The 17,282-nt window shown below is 70.0% G+C and carries 20 protein-coding genes and 1 pseudogene; 14 read left to right on the top strand and 7 right to left on the bottom strand.

Annotation, left to right across the window (positions count from 1 at the left end; genetic code table 11):
* The first annotated feature begins 13 nt into the window (after window positions 1-13).
* Entirely contained in the window at window positions 14-709 is a 696-nt protein-coding gene (gene nucS / locus A4X16_RS15520) for an endonuclease NucS (RefSeq protein ID WP_067122240.1), read from the top strand.
* A gap of 3 nt (window positions 710-712) precedes the next feature.
* Here the strand turns inward: nucS and A4X16_RS15515 are convergent, their stop codons facing one another.
* The gene (locus A4X16_RS15515; protein ID WP_067122237.1) at window positions 713-1,114 is read right to left on the bottom strand and encodes a hypothetical protein; all 402 of its coding nucleotides are present in this window, start codon (window positions 1,112-1,114) and stop codon (window positions 713-715) included.
* A gap of 150 nt (window positions 1,115-1,264) precedes the next feature.
* Here A4X16_RS15515 and A4X16_RS15510 point away from each other — a divergent pair, with 150 nt between their 5' ends.
* Window positions 1,265-1,930, top strand: a complete 666-nt coding sequence (locus tag A4X16_RS15510; protein WP_067122234.1) for an HAD hydrolase-like protein — start codon at window positions 1,265-1,267, stop codon at window positions 1,928-1,930.
* A 205-nt stretch (window positions 1,931-2,135) separates the two neighbouring features.
* On the opposite strand, the gene A4X16_RS15505 is transcribed toward A4X16_RS15510, so the two are convergent.
* Window positions 2,136-2,342, bottom strand: a complete 207-nt coding sequence (locus A4X16_RS15505) for a cold-shock protein (RefSeq protein ID WP_017203899.1) — start codon at window positions 2,340-2,342, stop codon at window positions 2,136-2,138.
* Window positions 2,343-2,895: 553 nt separating this feature from the next.
* Here A4X16_RS15505 and A4X16_RS15500 point away from each other — a divergent pair.
* Together A4X16_RS15500 and A4X16_RS15495 are read left to right on the top strand one after the other, a co-directional pair.
* Window positions 2,896-3,714 carry a shikimate 5-dehydrogenase gene (locus A4X16_RS15500; protein ID WP_197491856.1) on the top strand — a complete coding sequence of 273 codons (819 nt, stop codon included), beginning with the start codon at window positions 2,896-2,898 and terminating at the stop codon, window positions 3,712-3,714.
* Window positions 3,715-3,766: 52 nt separating this feature from the next.
* On the top strand, window positions 3,767-4,135 hold the full coding sequence (locus tag A4X16_RS15495) for a hypothetical protein (protein WP_067122231.1): 369 nt from the start codon (window positions 3,767-3,769) through the stop codon (window positions 4,133-4,135).
* A gap of 15 nt (window positions 4,136-4,150) precedes the next feature.
* On the opposite strand, the pseudogene A4X16_RS15490 reads toward A4X16_RS15495, so the two are convergent.
* A pseudogene (locus A4X16_RS15490) lies at window positions 4,151-5,337 on the bottom strand (MFS transporter).
* A gap of 113 nt (window positions 5,338-5,450) precedes the next feature.
* Here A4X16_RS15490 and A4X16_RS15485 point away from each other — a divergent pair.
* From A4X16_RS15485 to A4X16_RS15475, 3 genes are all read left to right on the top strand, one after another.
* Window positions 5,451-5,900 carry a MarR family winged helix-turn-helix transcriptional regulator gene (locus tag A4X16_RS15485; protein WP_067122227.1) on the top strand — a complete coding sequence of 150 codons (450 nt, stop codon included), beginning with the start codon at window positions 5,451-5,453 and terminating at the stop codon, window positions 5,898-5,900.
* Between the two features lie 220 nt (window positions 5,901-6,120).
* A complete protein-coding gene (locus A4X16_RS15480; protein WP_067122322.1) occupies window positions 6,121-6,816 on the top strand; it encodes an aspartate/glutamate racemase family protein in 696 nt (231 codons plus the stop codon).
* Between the two features lie 37 nt (window positions 6,817-6,853).
* Entirely contained in the window at window positions 6,854-7,198 is a 345-nt protein-coding gene (locus A4X16_RS15475; protein WP_067122224.1) for a DUF4440 domain-containing protein, read from the top strand.
* Between the two features lie 47 nt (window positions 7,199-7,245).
* Here the strand turns inward: A4X16_RS15475 and A4X16_RS15470 are convergent, their stop codons facing one another.
* Complete coding sequence (locus A4X16_RS15470; RefSeq protein WP_067122221.1) at window positions 7,246-8,208, bottom strand: LacI family DNA-binding transcriptional regulator; 963 nt, start codon at window positions 8,206-8,208, stop codon at window positions 7,246-7,248.
* Between the two features lie 149 nt (window positions 8,209-8,357).
* Here A4X16_RS15470 and A4X16_RS15465 point away from each other — a divergent pair, with 149 nt between their 5' ends.
* The 7 genes from A4X16_RS15465 (at window position 8,358) to A4X16_RS15435 (ending at window position 16,266) form a co-directional block, all read left to right on the top strand.
* Entirely contained in the window at window positions 8,358-9,890 is a 1,533-nt protein-coding gene (locus tag A4X16_RS15465) for a mannitol dehydrogenase family protein (protein ID WP_067122218.1), read from the top strand.
* Window positions 9,887-10,891, top strand: coding sequence for an L-idonate 5-dehydrogenase (locus A4X16_RS15460; protein WP_067122215.1), 1,005 nt, complete (start codon window positions 9,887-9,889; stop codon window positions 10,889-10,891). The genes A4X16_RS15465 and A4X16_RS15460 overlap by 4 nt, the downstream gene beginning before the upstream one ends.
* A 55-nt stretch (window positions 10,892-10,946) precedes the next feature.
* Window positions 10,947-12,338 (top strand): MFS transporter, encoded by a 1,392-nt coding sequence (locus A4X16_RS15455; RefSeq protein WP_067122213.1) that lies wholly within the window; start codon window positions 10,947-10,949, stop codon window positions 12,336-12,338.
* Window positions 12,339-12,421: 83 nt separating this feature from the next.
* Window positions 12,422-13,648 carry a D-mannonate dehydratase ManD gene (gene manD / locus A4X16_RS15450; protein WP_067122210.1) on the top strand — a complete coding sequence of 409 codons (1,227 nt, stop codon included), beginning with the start codon at window positions 12,422-12,424 and terminating at the stop codon, window positions 13,646-13,648.
* Window positions 13,638-14,291: a bifunctional 4-hydroxy-2-oxoglutarate aldolase/2-dehydro-3-deoxy-phosphogluconate aldolase gene (locus tag A4X16_RS15445; RefSeq protein WP_067122207.1), complete on the top strand. Its 654-nt coding sequence runs from the start codon at window positions 13,638-13,640 to the stop codon at window positions 14,289-14,291. Before manD ends, A4X16_RS15445 begins: the two co-directional genes overlap by 11 nt.
* 56 nt (window positions 14,292-14,347) lie before the next feature.
* The gene (locus tag A4X16_RS15440; RefSeq protein WP_082914510.1) at window positions 14,348-15,313 is read left to right on the top strand and encodes a sugar kinase; all 966 of its coding nucleotides are present in this window, start codon (window positions 14,348-14,350) and stop codon (window positions 15,311-15,313) included.
* Window positions 15,314-15,474: 161 nt separating this feature from the next.
* A complete protein-coding gene (locus A4X16_RS15435; protein WP_157560247.1) occupies window positions 15,475-16,266 on the top strand; it encodes a Pr6Pr family membrane protein in 792 nt (263 codons plus the stop codon).
* Here the strand turns inward: A4X16_RS15435 and arr are convergent.
* The 3 genes from arr to A4X16_RS17940 are packed head-to-tail and all read right to left on the bottom strand — an operon-like array spanning window position 16,259 to window position 17,207.
* Window positions 16,259-16,669: an NAD(+)--rifampin ADP-ribosyltransferase gene (arr, locus tag A4X16_RS15430; RefSeq protein ID WP_067122314.1), complete on the bottom strand. Its 411-nt coding sequence runs from the start codon at window positions 16,667-16,669 to the stop codon at window positions 16,259-16,261. The two genes, A4X16_RS15435 and arr, sit on opposite strands and share 8 nt — an antisense overlap.
* A 41-nt stretch (window positions 16,670-16,710) precedes the next feature.
* Entirely contained in the window at window positions 16,711-16,977 is a 267-nt protein-coding gene (locus A4X16_RS15425) for a hypothetical protein (RefSeq protein ID WP_067122204.1), read from the bottom strand.
* Window positions 16,974-17,207, bottom strand: coding sequence for a hypothetical protein (locus tag A4X16_RS17940; protein WP_157560245.1), 234 nt, complete (start codon window positions 17,205-17,207; stop codon window positions 16,974-16,976). Before A4X16_RS17940 ends, A4X16_RS15425 begins: the two co-directional genes overlap by 4 nt.
* Between the last annotated feature and the right edge of the window lie 75 nt (window positions 17,208-17,282).

The raw sequence follows: 17,282 nt of genomic DNA, 5'->3' as shown, positions 1-17,282 counted from the left end.
GTAGGCTCGACGGGTGCGTCTCGTCATCGCCCGCTGCTCCGTGGATTACACCGGGCGGCTCAATGCCCACCTCCCCCTCGCCACGCGCCTGCTCGTGCACAAGGGAGACGGCAGTCTGCTCGTGCACTCCGACGGCGGCAGCTACAAGCCCCTGAACTGGATGAGCCCGCCGTGCTCGCTGTCGCCCGAGGTTCCGGGCGAGGAGGAGGCGAGCGCCGGCGTCGTCGAGGTCTGGCGCGTCACGCACAAGAAGACCGGTGACGCTCTGCGGGTGCAGATCTACGAGATCCTGCACGACTCGAACCACGACCTCGGCATCGATCCCGGTCTGCAGAAGGACGGCGTCGAGGCCGACCTGCAGCGTCTGCTCGCCGAGCAGGTCGATCTGATCGCCGAGGGCGCGACCCTCGTGCGCCGGGAGTACCCGACGGCGATCGGGCCCGTGGACCTCCTCGTGCGGGATGCCGCGGGCGTCGCCATCGCCGTCGAGGTGAAGCGCCGCGGCGACATCGACGGCGTCGAGCAGCTCACGCGCTACCTCGAGCTGCTGGGCCGCGATCCGCATCTCTCGCCGGTGCAGGGCGTGTTCGCCGCACAGGAGATCAAGCCCCAGGCGCGAGTGCTCGCCGAGGACCGCGGCATCCGCTGCCTCGTGCTCGACTACGACGACATGAAGGGCATCGAGTCGGGCATCCCCCGGCTCTTCTGAGGATCAGCGGGAGGTGAGGAGTCGTGTCCGCGGACCTTCGAGCCGCGCCACCGCGACCTTCACCTCCGACAACTCGTGCTCGACGCCGCTCAACCGATCCTCCAGCCGGTCGAATCGTGTGTCCTGGGCGGCGAACCGGGCCTCCATCCGTGCGTCCTGAGCCGCGAACCGGGCCTCCATCGCCGCGTCCTGAGCGGCGAACCGGGCGTCCATCGTCGCGTCCTGAGCCGCGAACCCGGCCTCCATCCGTGCGTCCTGAGCGGCGAACCGAGTTCCCATCGAGGCGTCGAGAGCCCCGAACCGTGCGTCCATCCGCGTGAGGAACCAGCCGCAGGCGCTCACGAACGCGACGATGATCGAGACCGCGCAGCCGATCACTGTCATCATCTCCACCGACACGAACATGCCCCCATCCTTCTCGACGAACACGGCGATGTCACGACGCTAGCGACCTCGAATCCGGCATCCCGGAATCCCCGCGTCGGCATCCGGAATCGGTGCAGGAGAGCCCGGCCGCGGAATCGGTGCAGGAGATGTGCCCATAGGCTGGAAAGCATGGCTGAATCCCCCTATTCCTGCGTGCTGTGGGACGTCGACGGCACGATCATCGACGCCTCGGTCGGCATCCTCCGCCGTCTGAACGTCGCGCTCACCCACTTCGGCCACCCGGCGCCGACCCGCGAGGAACTGGTGCACTGGATCGGTCCGCCGATGTTCCAGTCCTTCCAGACGCAGGCCGGCATGACGCCCGAGCAGGCCACCGAGGCCGTCTCGTTCTATCGCACCCTGGGCAAGGCCGACGGCTACACGACGGATGTCGCCACCTATCCGGGAGTGCCCGAGCTCATCCGCGACCTGCACGCCGCCGGGGTGCCGCAGGCGACGGCGAGCTCCAAGCCGGAGATGCAGGTCGACGCCATCGTCGACCATTTCGGGCTGCGGCCGTACTTCCTCACCACGGTGGGAGCGACCCCCGATGAGGCGACGCTCGCGTCCAAGACCGACATCGTCGCCGAGGCGCTGCGTCGACTGACCGAACACGGCGTCGACGTCTCCCGCCCCGTGCTCGTCGGCGATCGTCATCACGACGTGGCCGGAGGCAACGCCAACGGCGTTCCCGTGGTCTTCGTCGAGTGGGGCTTCAGCAACCCGGACGAGGGCGACGAGGCTGCATTCCGCGCCGCATCCGTCGACGAGCTCCGCGCACTGCTCCTCGCCTGACGCCTCTCACCCCGTCGGGCGGAGTTCTCCCCGACGGGCGGAGGCGCCCGCGCCGAGCATCCGCCCGACGCGGAGTTCTCCGCCCATCACGGTGCCCCGACGCGGAGTCCTTCGCCCCTCACGTGCCCCCGGACGCACAGAACTCCCCGCCGGAAGGCCGCACGGGTGCGGACCCCCGGTCGGGGAGTTCGGAGTTCGTCCTGCGTCAGACCGGACGGATGTTCTCGGCCTGCAGGCCCTTGGGGCCCTGCGCGACGTCGAACTCGACCCGCTGGTTCTCTTCGAGAGAGCGGTAGCCGGATGACTGGATGGCGGAGTAGTGCGCGAAGACGTCAGCGCCGCCGTCGTCGGGGGAGATGAAGCCGAAGCCCTTCTCCGAGTTGAACCACTTGACCGTGCCCTGGGTGCTCATGTACTGCCTGTTCTGCTGAGAAAGAAGCCGACGCAGGTAGCACCGACGAGACCCACGCTAGTGGAGCACGCGCCGCGTGGAAATCCCGGATTCGGCCCGTAACCCAAATGTTGCATGAGCGGTCATACCGCGACACACACGGTCACGACGGGCGGCGGAGGCGATGCTCCGGGAAATGGTGTGGCCCTCACCGCGGGGGGAGCGATGAGGGCCGAAGACGACCGGAGGGTGCGTCAGATACCAGCGTAACCCCTCCGCGGGCCTTTTGTCCCCCATTTGGGGGACAAAGTCGAAAAATGTGCGAAAAGCCGCGAGATAGCGGCCCCCTCGAGCGGCCCAGTGGGGACTGAGCGACTCGAGGGGGCCCAATCGCATGCACGGATCGCCTTTGCCTCTGGGGAAGGCAGCCCGTCGTCTGGGGTAGACGGAGACGATCAATCCCCTGTGCATGCACCTTCACACTAGGGGAGCCGCCGTGATCGCGCCATGGGGGTCCGCGACGACGTCCGTCGGCCGACGCCGGGCGACGCGGGCGCCCGAGTAGCCTGAGAGCGTGACCATGCTGAACAAGGACATGACGCTGTGCATCTCGCTCTCGGCCCGGCCGAGCAACAACGGCACGCGCTTCCACAACTTCCTCTACGAGGCGCTGGACCTCAACTGGATCTACAAGGCGTTCGCACCCACCGACCTCGGCCAGGCGATCGCCGGCGTGCGCGGACTCGGCATCCGCGGCTGCGCGATCTCGATGCCCTATAAAGAGGACGTCATCGCGCTCGTCGATCGCATGGACGCATCCGCATCGGCGATCGACTCCGTCAACACGATCGTGAACGACGACGGCGTGCTCACCGCGCACAACACCGACTACAGCGCGATCGCCCAGCTGATCGAGCGCAACGGCCTCGACCCGGCCGCCTCCGTGCTGCTGCGCGGATCGGGAGGGATGGCGAAGGCCACGGCGGCCGCATTCCGCGACGCCGGCTTCGCACGAGTGACGATCGTCGCGCGGAACGAGGACCGCGGACGCGCGCTGGCCGACCTCTACGGCTTCGCCTGGATCGCGGATGCGGGGGACGCCACCGCCGACATCATCGTGAACATCACTCCGATCGGGATGGCCGGCGGCGCCGATGAGCACGCCGTGTCGTTCTCCGAGGAGCAGATCTCCGCGGCATCCGTCGTGTTCGACGTCGTCGCCCTGCCGGCCGAGACCCCGTTGATCAGGGCCGGCCGCGCCGAGGGAAAGACCGTGATCACCGGAGCCGAGGTGGCGACCCTCCAGGCCCTCGAGCAGTTCGTTCTCTACACCGGCATCCGCCCCTCCGACGAGCAGGTCGCGGCCGCCGAGGCCTTCATGCGGGCGCAGTAGACCACGCCCGCACGGGACTGCCATACCGGTGGTGATCGGTCATGATCTCCGCATGGGCTATGAACTGACCTTCTGGGCGGGCGGGGACGACCTCGATCCGCTCGAGACATACCGCAGGCTCGATGCTGAGACGATCGTCGGCGTTCGCGACGTCGACGCCGATCAGCTGGTCGACGCACTGGCGACGAAACTCTCGGGCTGGACGCGATCCGGCGAGAGACGCGACCACCAGTTCATCCTCCAGCCGCCGGGCGCGGATCCGGACGGTTCGCCGGCATTCGACGTCAACATCCACCCTCAGCACGCCAGGTTCGACGGCTACGGCATCGAGGACGGCGAAGACTTCAACGCCATCATCGACGTGATGCACTCTCTGGGTTACCGCCTCTTCGACCCGCAGGTCAACGAGCGCTTCGGCTGACGCTCCAGCGGACGCTCAGACGCCAGCGGTCTGCAGGGACTCGGTCGGCGACGCGACGGGTCGCCGGGCGAGGACGACCGCGATGGTCATCACCACGAGAGCGGATGCCGTGATGGCTGCGCCGATCCAGATCGGGGACACGTATCCGAGGCCCGCGGCGATGCCGAGTCCTCCGGCCCACGCGCCGAGGGCGTTGCCGACGTTGAAGGCTCCGATGTTGGCCCCCGAGGCGAGTGTCGGCGCTCCCCCGCGTAGTGCATGATGCGGCTCTGCAGTCCCGGGACGGTGCCGAAGCCGAAAGCTCCCATGAGCACGAGGATCGCGATCGTCGCGGGCTGCGACCCGGCCAGGAGACCGAAGCCGACGAGCACGACGACCAGCGCGGCGATGAAGACGAGCAGGGTGCGATCGATCGAGCGATCGGCGAGACGGCCGCCTATCCAATTGCCGGCGACGAGCCCGACGCCGAAGAGCACGAGCAGCCACGGCACGGTCGTCTCGGCGAAGCCGGACACCGCGGTGAGGGTGTACGCGATGTAGGTGAACGCGCCGAACATGCCCCCGAAGGCGAGGGCGGTCACGATCAGCGACAGCCACACCTGCAGAGAGCGGAAGGCGCGGAGCTCGCTCCGCAGGCTCACCTGCTCCGCTGCGGCACGGGGAGCGGAGACGAGGAGCGCGATGCCGACGAAGGCGGCGACGCCGATCGCCGAGATCACCCAGAACGTCGAGCGCCAGCCGAACTGCTGACCGAGGAAGGTGCCGAAGGGCACGCCGAAGACGTTGGCGGCGGTGAGGCCGGTGAACATGATGGCGATCGCGCGGGCCTTCTTCTCCGGCGCCACGAGCTCGGCGGCGACGACCGAGCCGATGCCGAAGAACGCGCCGTGACACAGGGCGGCGATGACCCGACCGGCCATGGCGACCGTGTAATCGGGGGCGAGGGCGGTGAGCGCGTTGCCCGCGATGAAGAGCACGACGAGTCCCAGCAGCACCGGCTTGCGCGGCAGTCGCGTCGTCGCCGCGGTGAGACCCAGCGCGCCCACGACGACGCTCAGCGCGTAGCCGGAGATCAGCCATCCGGCGGTGGCCTCCGTGACCGCGAAGTCCGCGGCGACGTCCGGGAGGAGACCCATGATCACGAACTCGGTGAGTCCGATCCCGAAGGCGCCGATGGCGAGTGCGATGAGTCCGAGTGGCATGGTGTGCTCCGAGGTCCTCTGGTAAAGTAGTTGCAGACGCGGTATATTGCGTCACGAGGGATAATCATTGCACACGCAATTATCCCGCGCAAGCAACTACTTCGGAGGTCAGCATGGGCATCTCGGACGACGCCGTCGAGATCCGCGCCCGCGGGTGGCGCACCCTGGCCGCGCTCCACGGCATCATCGAGGCGGAGCTCGAACGGGCGCTGGGCGCCTCGGTCGGCCTCTCGGTCGTCGAGTACACCGTGCTCGATGCGCTCAGCCGACAGGACGGGTGGCACATGCGGATGCAGCAGCTCGCCCGCGCGACGGCATTGAGCCCGAGTGCGACGACACGGCTCGTCACGCGCCTCGAAGACAGGGGGCTGCTGACCCGCATCCTCTGCGCCGACGACCGGCGCGGCATCTACACCGAGCTCACTCCCGCCGGACAGGAGCTGTTCGAACGGGCGCACCCGATCCACGACGAAGCGCTCGAGCGCACCCTCGGCGACGCGGTCGAGCAGCCCGAGCTCGCACCGGTCGTGCACGCGCTGCAGGGCGCCGTCGTGGACGCCTGACGATCAGGCGCCAGCGGTCGGCCCCCGGGAGTCGGACCGACGGGGTGCTGCCGTCCCACTCGAGCGGGAGCGCGACGAGTCCGCGGTAGATGAAGAGGTCGTCCCAGCCGTGGAACACGAGCATGTCGCCGTCCGGTGTCCGGCTTCCTCCGTCCGAGACGCGGTGACCGGTACCCTGGTCTCGCTCGGCGGGGATCGAGCGGACTCGGGAGAGCGGAACATGAAGACCATCGGAGTGCTCGGCGGCATGAGCTGGGAATCGTCGCTCGAGTGGTACCGCCTCGCGAATCAGCGCGTGGGAGAGCTGCTCGGCGGTCACCATTCGGCGAAGATCGTGCTCGACTCGGTGGACTTCGCCGAGATCGAGGCCCTGCAGGCGCGCGGCGACTGGGACGCCGCAGGGCAGCTGCTCGCAGACCGCGCGGCAGCACTCGAGAGCGCCGGCGCCGAGCTGCTGGTCCTGTGCACGAACACGATGCACCTCGTGGCGGATCGGATCCGGGATGCCGTCGGCATCCCGTTCCTGCACATCGCCGACGTCGCCGCCTCGGCCGTCACCTCCGCGGGACTGACGACCGTCGGACTCCTCGGGACGGCGTTCACGATGGAGCAGCCGTTCTACGCGGAGCGGCTCGCCGCGCACGGCATCCGCACGCTGATCCCGGATGCCGAGGACCGGCGTGCCGTGCACTCGATCATCTACGACGAGCTCGTGCACGGCGTGATCCGCGACGAGTCGCGCCGGCGGTTCACGGAGGTCATCGACCGCCTGGTCGCCGCCGGCGCGGAAGGCATCATCCTGGGCTGCACCGAGATCGAGCTCCTGGTGTCTGCGGACGACGCCGCGGTCCCCGTGTTCCCGACGACCGCACTGCACGTCGAGGCCGCGGTGACCGAAGCCCTCCGCGACGACTGAGCACCCGGCGCCGTCGTCACCGGCGTAGGCTCGCGCCATGAGCGCCGCCACCGCAGTCGTGCAGGACTTCATGAGGGCTTTCCGCGAGCAGGATCGCGGTGCTGCAGAGCGGTTGATGGCCGACGACTTCGACTTCACCAGCCCGCAGGACGATCACCTCGACCGGGACGCCTGGCTACGGATCTGCTTCCCGACCGCCGGCCATTTCGACGCCCCGGCGACCACTCTGCAGCTCATCGAGGTCGACGGCCTCGTGCTCCATCGCTACGAGTACGTGGTCGACGGCACCCGGTACCGGAACGTCGAGGCGCTCGAGGTGCGCGACGGCGCCGTGCACACGGTCGAGGTCTACTTCGGGGGCGCGGTCGACCGAGGCGCGTGAGGTCGGGTCCGGCATCGCCGTCGACGCCCGTGCCGACCGTCCGGCGGTCAGGTCGACGGAGCGGCCGTCGACGCCCGCACGATGAGCTGCGAGCCGAGCGGCGCCGCGGTGTCGATGGGGGTGCCGACGATCGCCTGCAGCAGCAGGTCCACGGCGAGCGCCCCGCTGCGGGCGATGGGCATCCGCACGGTGGTGAGGCCGGGGGTGACGGCTCCGGCGAGGTCGATGTCGTCGATCCCGACGATGCTGATGTCCGCAGGGCAGCGCTTGCCGAGCTCCAGGAGCCCGGACTCGAGCCCCAGCGCGACGAGGTCGTTGTAGGCGACGACGGCCGTGGCGCCACTCGCGGCGGCCGGCGCGGCGGCGGCACGCCCTCCCTGGATCGACGCCGCCTGGTGGCTCAGCATCGTGAGGCGGATGCCGTGGCGCTCGCAGGCCCGTGCGATGGTGTCGGCGCGACGGATGTCGGCCCAGGACCCTCGCGGCCCCGCCGCATAGGCGATGTGGGTGTGGCCGAGGGCGGCGAGGTGCTCGATCGCCTGTGCAGGGCCGTGCTCGGCGTCCATCAGCACGCACGGCGCCCCGTCGATCTGGCGGTTCACGACGACGTAGGGGGTGTCGCCGACGAGATCGAGCACATCGGCGTCGGGGAGTCGCGGCGAGCAGAGCAGCATGCCGTCGAGCTTGCGCGCCTGTTCGACCTGCTCGCGCTCGCGACGGAGATCCTCGTCGGCGTCGAAGACGACGATGCGGTGGCGACCGTGCCATGCCTGTCCCTGGATCGCCTTGAGCAGGGTGGCGTAGACGGGATTCGACACATCGGGGACGACGACGCCGAAGGTGCGGGTCGCGGTCGCCGACTGGGGCGTCGCGTAGCCGAGCTCGCTCGCCGCCTCGAGCACGCGTCCCAGGGTCGTGGGCGCCAGCCTGTCGGGTTCCCCGAAGGCTCGGGATGCCGTCGCGATGGACACTCCGGCGTGCCGCGCCACGTCGGTCAGCGTCGCTGCCATGTCCACCTCCGGGTTCGAGGCAATCCTACGGTCAGGGCGGGCGATGCAAAACTTCTTGACAAGTTTGTACAACTGATACACACTGCTTACATGACGATCATCGCCGATCACCGTGAAGAGTGCGCCGGCCAGAGCGAAGGAGCCACCGCGTGAGCAACGACACGCCGGTCCTCGGCCGCACCACCCCGGCGAGCGCCGCTCCGCTGGTCTCGCCCGGCTCGGCCGGCATCCTGCACCTCGGCCTCGGCAGCTTCCACCGCGCCCATCAGGCCGTCTACACGGCGGCGGCGCTCCAGGCCGACGGCGGCGACTGGGGGATCGTCGGAGTGGCCTCCCGGTCCCGCGCGATCGTCGACGCTCTGCATGCGCAGGACCTCCTCTACTCCGTGGCGACGATCACGCCCGGCTCGACGACGCTCACCGTGCCCGGCGTCCACACGGACGCCTTCGTCGGCGCCGAGGAGCCCGAGCGCGTCGTCTCGCAGATCGCCGATCCCGGCATCCGCATCGTCACCCTGACCGTCACCGAGAACGGCTACAGCTACTCCCCCGCGACGCAGCACCTCGACCTCGACGACGCCGTCGTGCGGGCCGACCTCGCCGGCGGCGCACCGCGCTCGGCCGTCGGTCAGCTGGCCCGCGGGCTCCAGTCCAGGGCGGCCGCGGGCGGTGCGCCGATCTCCGTCCTCAGCTGCGACAACCTCTCCTCCAACGGCACGCACACCGAGAAGCTCGTCCGCGAGTTCCTCTCCGAGCTCCCCGGGTCTCAGGGCGCCGAGGCGCTCGCCTTCCTCGACAGACACGTGACGTTCCCCTCCAGCATGGTCGACCGCATCGTCCCCGCGACGACTCCGGAGCTGCGCGCCAGGGTCAGCGGGCTGCTCGGAGCGAGGGACGACGTCCCCGTGCCGGCGGAGCCCTTCACCATGTGGGCGATCGAGGACCGCTTCGCCGGGGGCCGCCCCGCGTGGGAGGCCGGCGGCGCGGTGTTCACCGATGAGGTGGGCCGATACGAGCAGATGAAGGTGCGCCTGCTCAACGGGACGCACTCCCTGATCGCGTACCTCGGCGCCCTCAGCGGTGCGGGCACGATCCCCGAGGCGATCGCCCTCGACGGCATCGAGAGCGCGGCGCGCGCCGTGATGCGCGCCGAGTACGAGCCGTCGATCGAGCTGCCCTCGGGCGTCGACGTCCGCGCCTACGAGAGCGAGCTCTTCGAGCGCTGGGCGAACAGCGCCCTCGGTCATCGCACCAGCCAGGTCGGCACCGACGGCTCGGTCAAGCTGCGACAGCGCATTCCCGAGCCTGCACTCCTGGCGCTGCACCGCGGCGACATGCCGCACCTGATCGCGCTGACCGTCGCCGGCTACCTGTCGTGCCTGGCCCCGCTCCCCGGATTCGATCCCGGCGTCCACGCGGCGGCCATGACCGACGGCGCCCGCGAGCGGCTCGCCGCGCTGGCGGCGACCGCGCGCTCCGGCCACGACCTCGCCCGACGCGCGATCGCCGAACTGCACCTGTTCGGCGAGGAGATCGCGTCGCAGGATGCTTTCATCGCCCGCGTCGGCGAGTTCATCGACACCATCCGGCGTCGCGGCGTCGACGCCGCGATCTCCGACGCCGTCTCGGCCTCCCGGACGACGACATCATCACTCATCGACGCAGAGGAGCTGCAGCCATGAAGTCTCTCGCCATCCACGGCAAGGAGGACATCCGCTGGGAGGACCGCGAGGTCCCGACCCCCGGCGACGGCGAGGTCCGCCTCCGGGTGAACTACGTCGGCATCTGCGGCTCCGACCTGCACTACTACTTCCACGGCGCCAACGGCGAGTACACGATCCGCGAGCCGCTGACCCCCGGTCACGAGCTCTCCGGCGTCGTCGACCTCGACCCGTCCGGCCGCCTCTCCCCCGGGACGCCCGTCACGGTCCACCCCGCGCGCTACGGTGCATCCGTGCCCGGCCTCGAAGACCGCCCGCACCTGCGCGCCGGCGGCGACTACCTCGGCAGCGCCGCCGCCGACCCGCACCGCCAGGGCGGAGCATCCGAGCTGCTGATCGTCGAGGACCACATGATCCGCGTGCTCCCGGAGGGCCTGCCGCTCGAGCGTGCGGCGCTCGCCGAGCCGCTCGCCGTCGCGATCCACGCCGCGGGGCTCGCCGGCGACCTGACCGGCCGCCGCGTACTCGTGATCGGTGCGGGTCCCATCGGACTCCTCGTCGTCGCGGCCGCGAAGAACGCCGGCGCCTCGACCGTCGCCGCCGGCGACGTGCGCGACGAGCCCCTCGACCGCGCTCGTACCCTCGGCGCGACCGAGCTGCACCTCGTCGGCCGCGATGCGATCGAGAACGAGTCGTACGACGTCGTCTTCGAGTGCTCCGGCGTCGCCGTGGCCCTGACCCAGGCCGTCCGCGCCGTCCGACGCGCCGGCACCGTGGTGCAGGTCGGAATGCTGCCGAACGCCGAGATCGGCGTCAACCTCGCGCCGATGCTCGCGAAGGAGCTCACGATCCGCGGCGCCTTCCGCTTCTCGACCGAGATCGACGACGCGGTCGCCCTGCTGTCGGCATCCGACGCCCTCGACTCCGTCATCTCCCACGTCGTCCCGGCATCCGACGCCGTCCAGGCCTTCGAGCTCGCTCGCGACTCGTCCGCCTCGGCGAAGGTCCTGCTGTCCCTCTAACCCACCCTCGCGCCCCTCGCGCACCCACCGTTCCTGGTCCGAAGGAGTACCTCCCATGTCAGAACAGCAGACGACGGCAGCCGCCGTCGATCCCACCGCGAAGAGGTCGGTCCGCGACCTCGTCCGCGCAGCGGTCTCCGGATGGCTCGGCACGGCGCTGGAGTTCATGGACTACCAGCTCTACTCGCTGGCCGCCGCGCTCGTGTTCGCCGACCTGTTCTTCTCGTCCGAGAACCCCGCCGTCGCGGTCGTCGCGGCGATGGCGACCTACGGCGTCGGCTACGTCGCCCGCCCGGTCGGCGCGTTCTTCTTCGCCCGCCTCGGCGACAAGACCGGCCGCACGAAGGTCCTCTTCTACACGATCCTCCTGATGGGCCTGGCGACCACGCTCATCGGCGTGCTTCCGACCTACGACCAGGTGGGCGTGCTCGCCCCGGTCCTGCTCGTGCTGCTGCGCATCGCCCAGGGCTTCGGCGCGGGCGCCGAGATCTCGGGGGCGGGCGTCATGCTCGCCGAGTACGCACCGGCCAAGCGGCGCGGCATCATCGCCTCGCTCGTCGCGCTGGGCACCAACTGCGGCACGCTGCTCGCGTCGGGCATCTGGGCCATCCTCCTGGTCGCCTACAGCGAGGACGAGGTCATCGCCTGGGCGTGGCGCATCCCGTTCATCGCCAGCGCCGTCATCATGCTCTTCGCCATCTGGGTGCGTTTCAACCTCAAGGAGACCCCGGTCTTCGAAGAGCGCGAGGACGTGGTCGACGGCAAGGCACTCTCCCGCGACGAGGTCGTGAAGCTCGCCACCGAGACCAACGACATCCGCACGCTCGAGGCGATGCAGCGCAAGCCGTGGAAGGCGTTCTCGATCGCGCTGCTGCTGCGCTTCGGCCAGGCCGGCAACTCCGGCATGATCCAGACCTACCTCATCAGCTACATCACGGTCGTCCTCCTGCTGGACCGCTCGATCGGCGTCAACGCCGTCATCGTCTCGTCGCTGGTGGCGTTCATCACGGTGCCGCTCTCGGGCTGGCTCGGCGACCGCTTCGGCCGCAAGCGCATGTACATGGTGTGGGCGATCATCGCGCTCATCGTCATCGTCCCGACGATGCTCATGATCAGCAGCAAGGACACTCTGCAGGTCTTCGTCGGCTACGTCGTGCTGCACAACCTCGCCGTGATGAGCTTCGCGTCGCTCGAGAACCTCACGCTTCCGGAGCTCTTCGGCTCGCGCAACCGCTACACGTACACGGCCATGGCGCGGGAGATCGCCGCCATCGTCGCCACGGGCATCGGTCCGGTCATCGCCGCCGCGTGGGTCTCGGCCGTCACCGGCTCGTTCATCCCGGTCATCATCATGCTCGTGGTCTTCACCCTCTGCGCGCTGATCGCATCGATCTGGATGCCCGAAGTGGCCGGTCGCGACCTGACCGACCCGCGCGACGCGATCTGACCGACAGGTCATCACGACCAGGGGTGCGGCTGCCCGAACAGCCGCACCCCGCACCTCCCACCCCGCACCTCCAGGAGAACGCCATGACCATCGAGCTCGTCGACGTCATCATCACCAGCCCCGGACGCAACTTCGTCACGCTCAAGATCACCACCTCCGACGGGATCGTCGGCTGGGGCGACGCCACTCTCAACGGCCGTGAGCTCGCTGTCGCCTCGTATCTCTCCGACCACGTCGCCTCGACTCTCGTCGGCCGCGACGAGGACCGCATCGAAGACACCTGGCAGTACCTCTATCGCGGCCCGTACTGGCGTCGCGGCCCCGTCACGATGGCGGCGATCGCCGCAGTGGACATGGCGCTGTGGGACATCAAGGCCAAGAAGGCCGGGATGCCGCTGTACCAATTGCTCGGAGGAGCCAGCCGGGACGGAGTCCGCGTCTACGCGCACGCATCCGGCACCGACTACGAGGCGCTGAAGAACGCGATCGCGGGCTACGAGGAGCTGGGCTTCACCGCCGTGCGCGTGCAGACCGGTGTTCCCGGACTCGGCCAGATCTACGGCGTCTCGGCCGCCGGCCCCGGCGTGCGCTACGACTACGAGCCCGCCAAGCGCTCGGGCGACCGCCCGGCCGAGGAGACGTGGGACACCCGCAACTACCTGAACCACATGCCCGGGATCTTCTCGCGCATCCGCGAGGACTTCGGCACGGACCTCCGCATCCTGCACGACGGACACCACCGGATGTCGCCGATCGAGGCCGCGCGCTTCGCGAAGGACATCGAGCCCTACGACCTGTTCTGGCTCGAGGACTGCACGCCGGGCGAGGACCAGACCGCGCTGCGACTCGTCCGCCAGCACTCGACCACGCCGCTCGCCATCGGCGAGGTCTTCAACACCGTGTTCGACTACCAGACGCTCATCACCGAGCGCCTGATCGACTACGTCCGCTCGGCGGTCACCCACACCGGCGGCATCACGGCCATGAAGAAGCTCCTCGACTTCGCCGCGATCTACGGCATCAAGTCCGGCATCCACGGTCCGACCGACATCTCGCCGGTCGGCATGGCCGCCGCCCTTCACCTCGACCTCGCGATCCACAACTTCGGCATCCAGGAGTACATGCCGCACAACGAGCAGACCCTCGAGGTGTTCCAGACGTCGTTCACGTTCGACAAGGGCTTCCTGCACCCGGGCGAGCAGCCGGGTCTCGGCGTCGAGCTCGACGAGGAGGCCGCGGCCGGCCACGAGTACACCAAGGCGTACCTGCCGGTGAACCGGCTGCTCGACGGGACCGTCCATGACTGGTGAGGTCACCCGGGTCGCCCTCCCCGCCCGCACGGTCGACTCCCGCCTGATCGTCGTCGCCCGCGCGCGGCAGGCCTCGGACTACGACGCCGTGCTCGACGTGCTGGTCGATGCCGGCATCCGCAGCGTCGAGCTGACGCTCACGACGCCCGGCACTTTCGCGCACTTCCCGCACCTGCTCGAGCGCTTCGGCGACGTCGTCGACCTCGGCATCGGCACGGTCACCGACGGCGAGCAGCTCGCCCGGGCGGTGGATGCCGGCGCGACCTACCTCGTCACGCCGATCGCCTCGCGGGAGTTCGTCGCGCAGGCCTCGGACGCCGGCGTGCCGATCGTGCCGGGCGGCCTCACCCCCACCGAGCTCTTCGCCTCCTGGTCTGCGGGCGCCTCGGCCGTCAAGGTCTTCCCCGCCGGACAGGTGGGCCCCTCGTACCTGAAGGACCTCCGCGGGCCGTTCCCCGACATCGTCGCGGTGCCCTCGGGCGGCGTGGACCTCGCGGGCGCCGAGGCGTGGCTGGCGGCGGGCGCCGTCGCGGTCAGCGTCGGCGGACCCCTGCTCGGCGACGCCTTCTCGGGCGGCGATCTCGGTGCGCTGCGCGACCGCGCTGCGGCCTTCGTCGAGGTCTGCGCGCGGGGCAACGCGTGACGACCGCATCCGGCGCGCCGGTCCACTCCGCCGGCGTGCCGTCCGCCTCCGCCGGCGTGCCGTCCGCTTCCGCCGGACCGGCGGTCGTGACGCTGGGCGAGAGCATGGCGCTCGTCCGCGCGGCCGACATCGGCTCGCTGCGCCATGCGACCGAGCTGCGCCTCGGCATCGGCGGGGCGGAGAGCAACGTCGCGATCGGGCTCGCGCGGCTCGGCGTGGCGGTGTCGTGGCTCGGTCGCGTCGGAGACGACTCCCTGGGCGAACGCGTCGTGCGGGAGATCCGCGGCGACGGCGTCGACGTGCGGGCCGTGGTCGACGCGGGAGCCCCCACCGGACTGATGGTGAAGGAGCGCCCCTCGGCCGCGTCCACCGCGGTGCACTACTACCGGTCCGGGTCCGCGGGATCGCGACTACACCCGGCGGACCTTCCGGAGGGCTGGGTCGAGTCGGCCTCGCTGCTGCACCTCACGGGCATCACGCCGCTGCTGTCCGACACCGCACGGGCGGCGGTCCACGCCGCGATCGATCGCGCTCGGGATGCCGGGTGCTCGGTGAGCTTCGACGTCAACTACCGGTCGGCCCTCGCGCCGGCATCCGTCGCCGGTCCGGTCCTGCGGGAGATCGCCGAGCGCGCGGACATCGTCTTCGGCGGCGTCGAGGAGTTCGAGATCCTCTATCCCGAGGCGTCGCCGGCCGATGCGGCCGCGCGGCTGCGGGATGCGGGCTGCGCCACCGCCGTGTTCAAGCTCGGCCCTGACGGCGCCTCCGTCGTCACCCGCGATGCGGTGACCGACGCTCGCGGATTAACGATCGATGTCGTCGACACGGTCGGCGCGGGCGACGCATTCGTCGCCGGGTTCCTCAGCGGCCTCGTCGAGGGGATCGACACCGACGGCATCCTGCGTCGAGCGAACGCCTGCGGCGCCATGGCCTGCCTCGTGCCCGGCGACTGGGAGGCCGCGCCGACCCGTCGCGATCTCGAGCGGTTCCTGGCCGGCGACGCGGACCCCGTGCGGCGCTGATCCGCTTCCGCTCCCGCCTCGTTCCGGCCTCCTTCCGGCGCCACCCCGTGCACGATTCAGCACAGATCCTCGGCGTGTGCCCGGATCCGACCGGATCCGGGCCGCGGCGGAGCATTCATGCTGAATTCTGCACGCCGCCGACGACCGCGTAGCCTGGAGGGATGCCTGAAATCGCCGCTTCCTCGTCCGCGGCACCCGCTTCCGGCCCCGTCGAGCGGCAGCCCGTGCGCCTCCTCGCCGACGCCGCTCTGAACTCCCGGCCCGCCGCCCTGGTCTTCCGCATCGTCGCATTCGCGGTCATCCTGCTCGGCGTCCTGCGCAACGCCGAGGTCTTCAGCGGCCGGCCCGACGGGTCGACCCTGCTGTACTACACGATGGTGAGCGATCTGATCTGCCTGGGCTGGATGCTCCTCCTCGTCGTCCGCACCGTCCGGGACATGAGACAGCACGGTGCGGTCGGCACCTCCACGCCGAGTGCGCGCTGGAGCGGTGCCGTGATGATGGCGATCACCGTCACGATGCTCATCTACCTCGTCGTGCTCGTCCCGACGAGAGTGGCCGCGGGCGATGACGACATCTTCTCCCTGACCGACACTCTCATCCACGTCGTCACGCCGACCCTTCTGATCCTGGACTGGCTGCTCTTCGTCCCGAAGGGGTCGTTCCGCTGGGTCGACCCGGTGCTGTGGACGCTCATCCCGTACGCCTACCTGACCTGGGCCTTCGTGTACGGGGCGCTCGGGGGCGAGTTCTCCGCCGGCCAGACCTACCCGTACCCGTTCATGGACGTCGACGCCCTCGGGCTCGGTGGAGTCGGCACCTGGATCGTGGCGCTGACCGTCGCCCTCATCGCGGTCGGTTTCGTCTACGTCGTGGTCGACCGCGGGCTGGCCGTCCTGGCACGGCGCACCCAGCGCCCGCAGCGCGCGCAGCGCCCGCAGCCCGTCAGTTGATGATCTCGGCGCGGGGGTCGGCGTGCAGCGCGGCGAGCTTCTCCCGCCAATCGGCGAGAGCCTCGGGCGACAGCCGCGTCCAGTCGAGCACTTCCCGCACGACGCGCAGCGCCTCGGCACTGCGATACGACCGGGTCGGGTTGCCCGGGAACTTCTTGTCGGTGACGTTCGGGTCGTCCTCGAACGCGCCGAGCGGCTCCACCTCGTAGACACGCGGCTCGCGGTCGCCGGGCGCGAGCTCGGCCGCGAGCCCCGCTCCGTCACGCAGCGCGGTGAAGTAGATGTGGTTCATCACGATCTCGGGCCGGTAGTTCGATCGGAATCCGGCGGTCAGCAGGTCGCCCACCGCGAGATCGACCTTGGTGCCGTGGAAGAGGGGGCCGTCGTCCTGCGCGTCAGTCACCGGCACAGCATACGACCGCCCCTTCCGGCACGGTACCCCGATCAGTCGCCCGAACGCCGCGTCCCGATGCCGGGTTCGTCGTTGTGGATCGACTCGTCCTTCACCTCTCCCTCGGACGAGGGGTCGACGCGCACCGCGCCTGCGCCGCCGGAATCGGCTCCGGCACCGCCCGCGGGCACGTCGCCCACGGCATCCGGGTCGTCGGCGTTCCGATCGGCGATGTGCGCGGCGATGGGGTCGCGGTCGGGCGCGTCGGCTGCCGCCTCGACCTCCTCGGGCCGCGGGTCGTTCGTGTCCGCGTCGCTCACTCGGTGCCGTCCCGGAGGTCTACGGGGGCGTCGCCGGAGTGCTGGCTGCCCTCGTCCTCGGGCGAGAGGTCGCCCTGACCGTCCTCGCCGATCTCGGCGTCGATCGGGTCATCGCCCTGCGTGTCGGGCTGCTGGGTGTCGGTCGGGAACGTGCCGTCCGTCGGGTCGCTCTCCGGGACTCCCGGCATCTCCGGCTCGAAGCTGTTGGCGAAAGCGTCGATGTTGGTCATGGTGCCCTCCTCGGTCGTGTGCGGATCACCATGTTCCGTCACGAGCGCGTGAGGTCGCAGGGCGGTTGACAGCGG

This window comes from Microbacterium sp. H83 (assembly GCF_001650405.1).
Taxonomy (GTDB): Bacteria; Actinomycetota; Actinomycetes; order Actinomycetales; family Microbacteriaceae; genus Microbacterium.
Note: the sequence above shows the minus strand (reverse complement) of the source record. Positions and strands in the feature narration are given on the sequence as shown.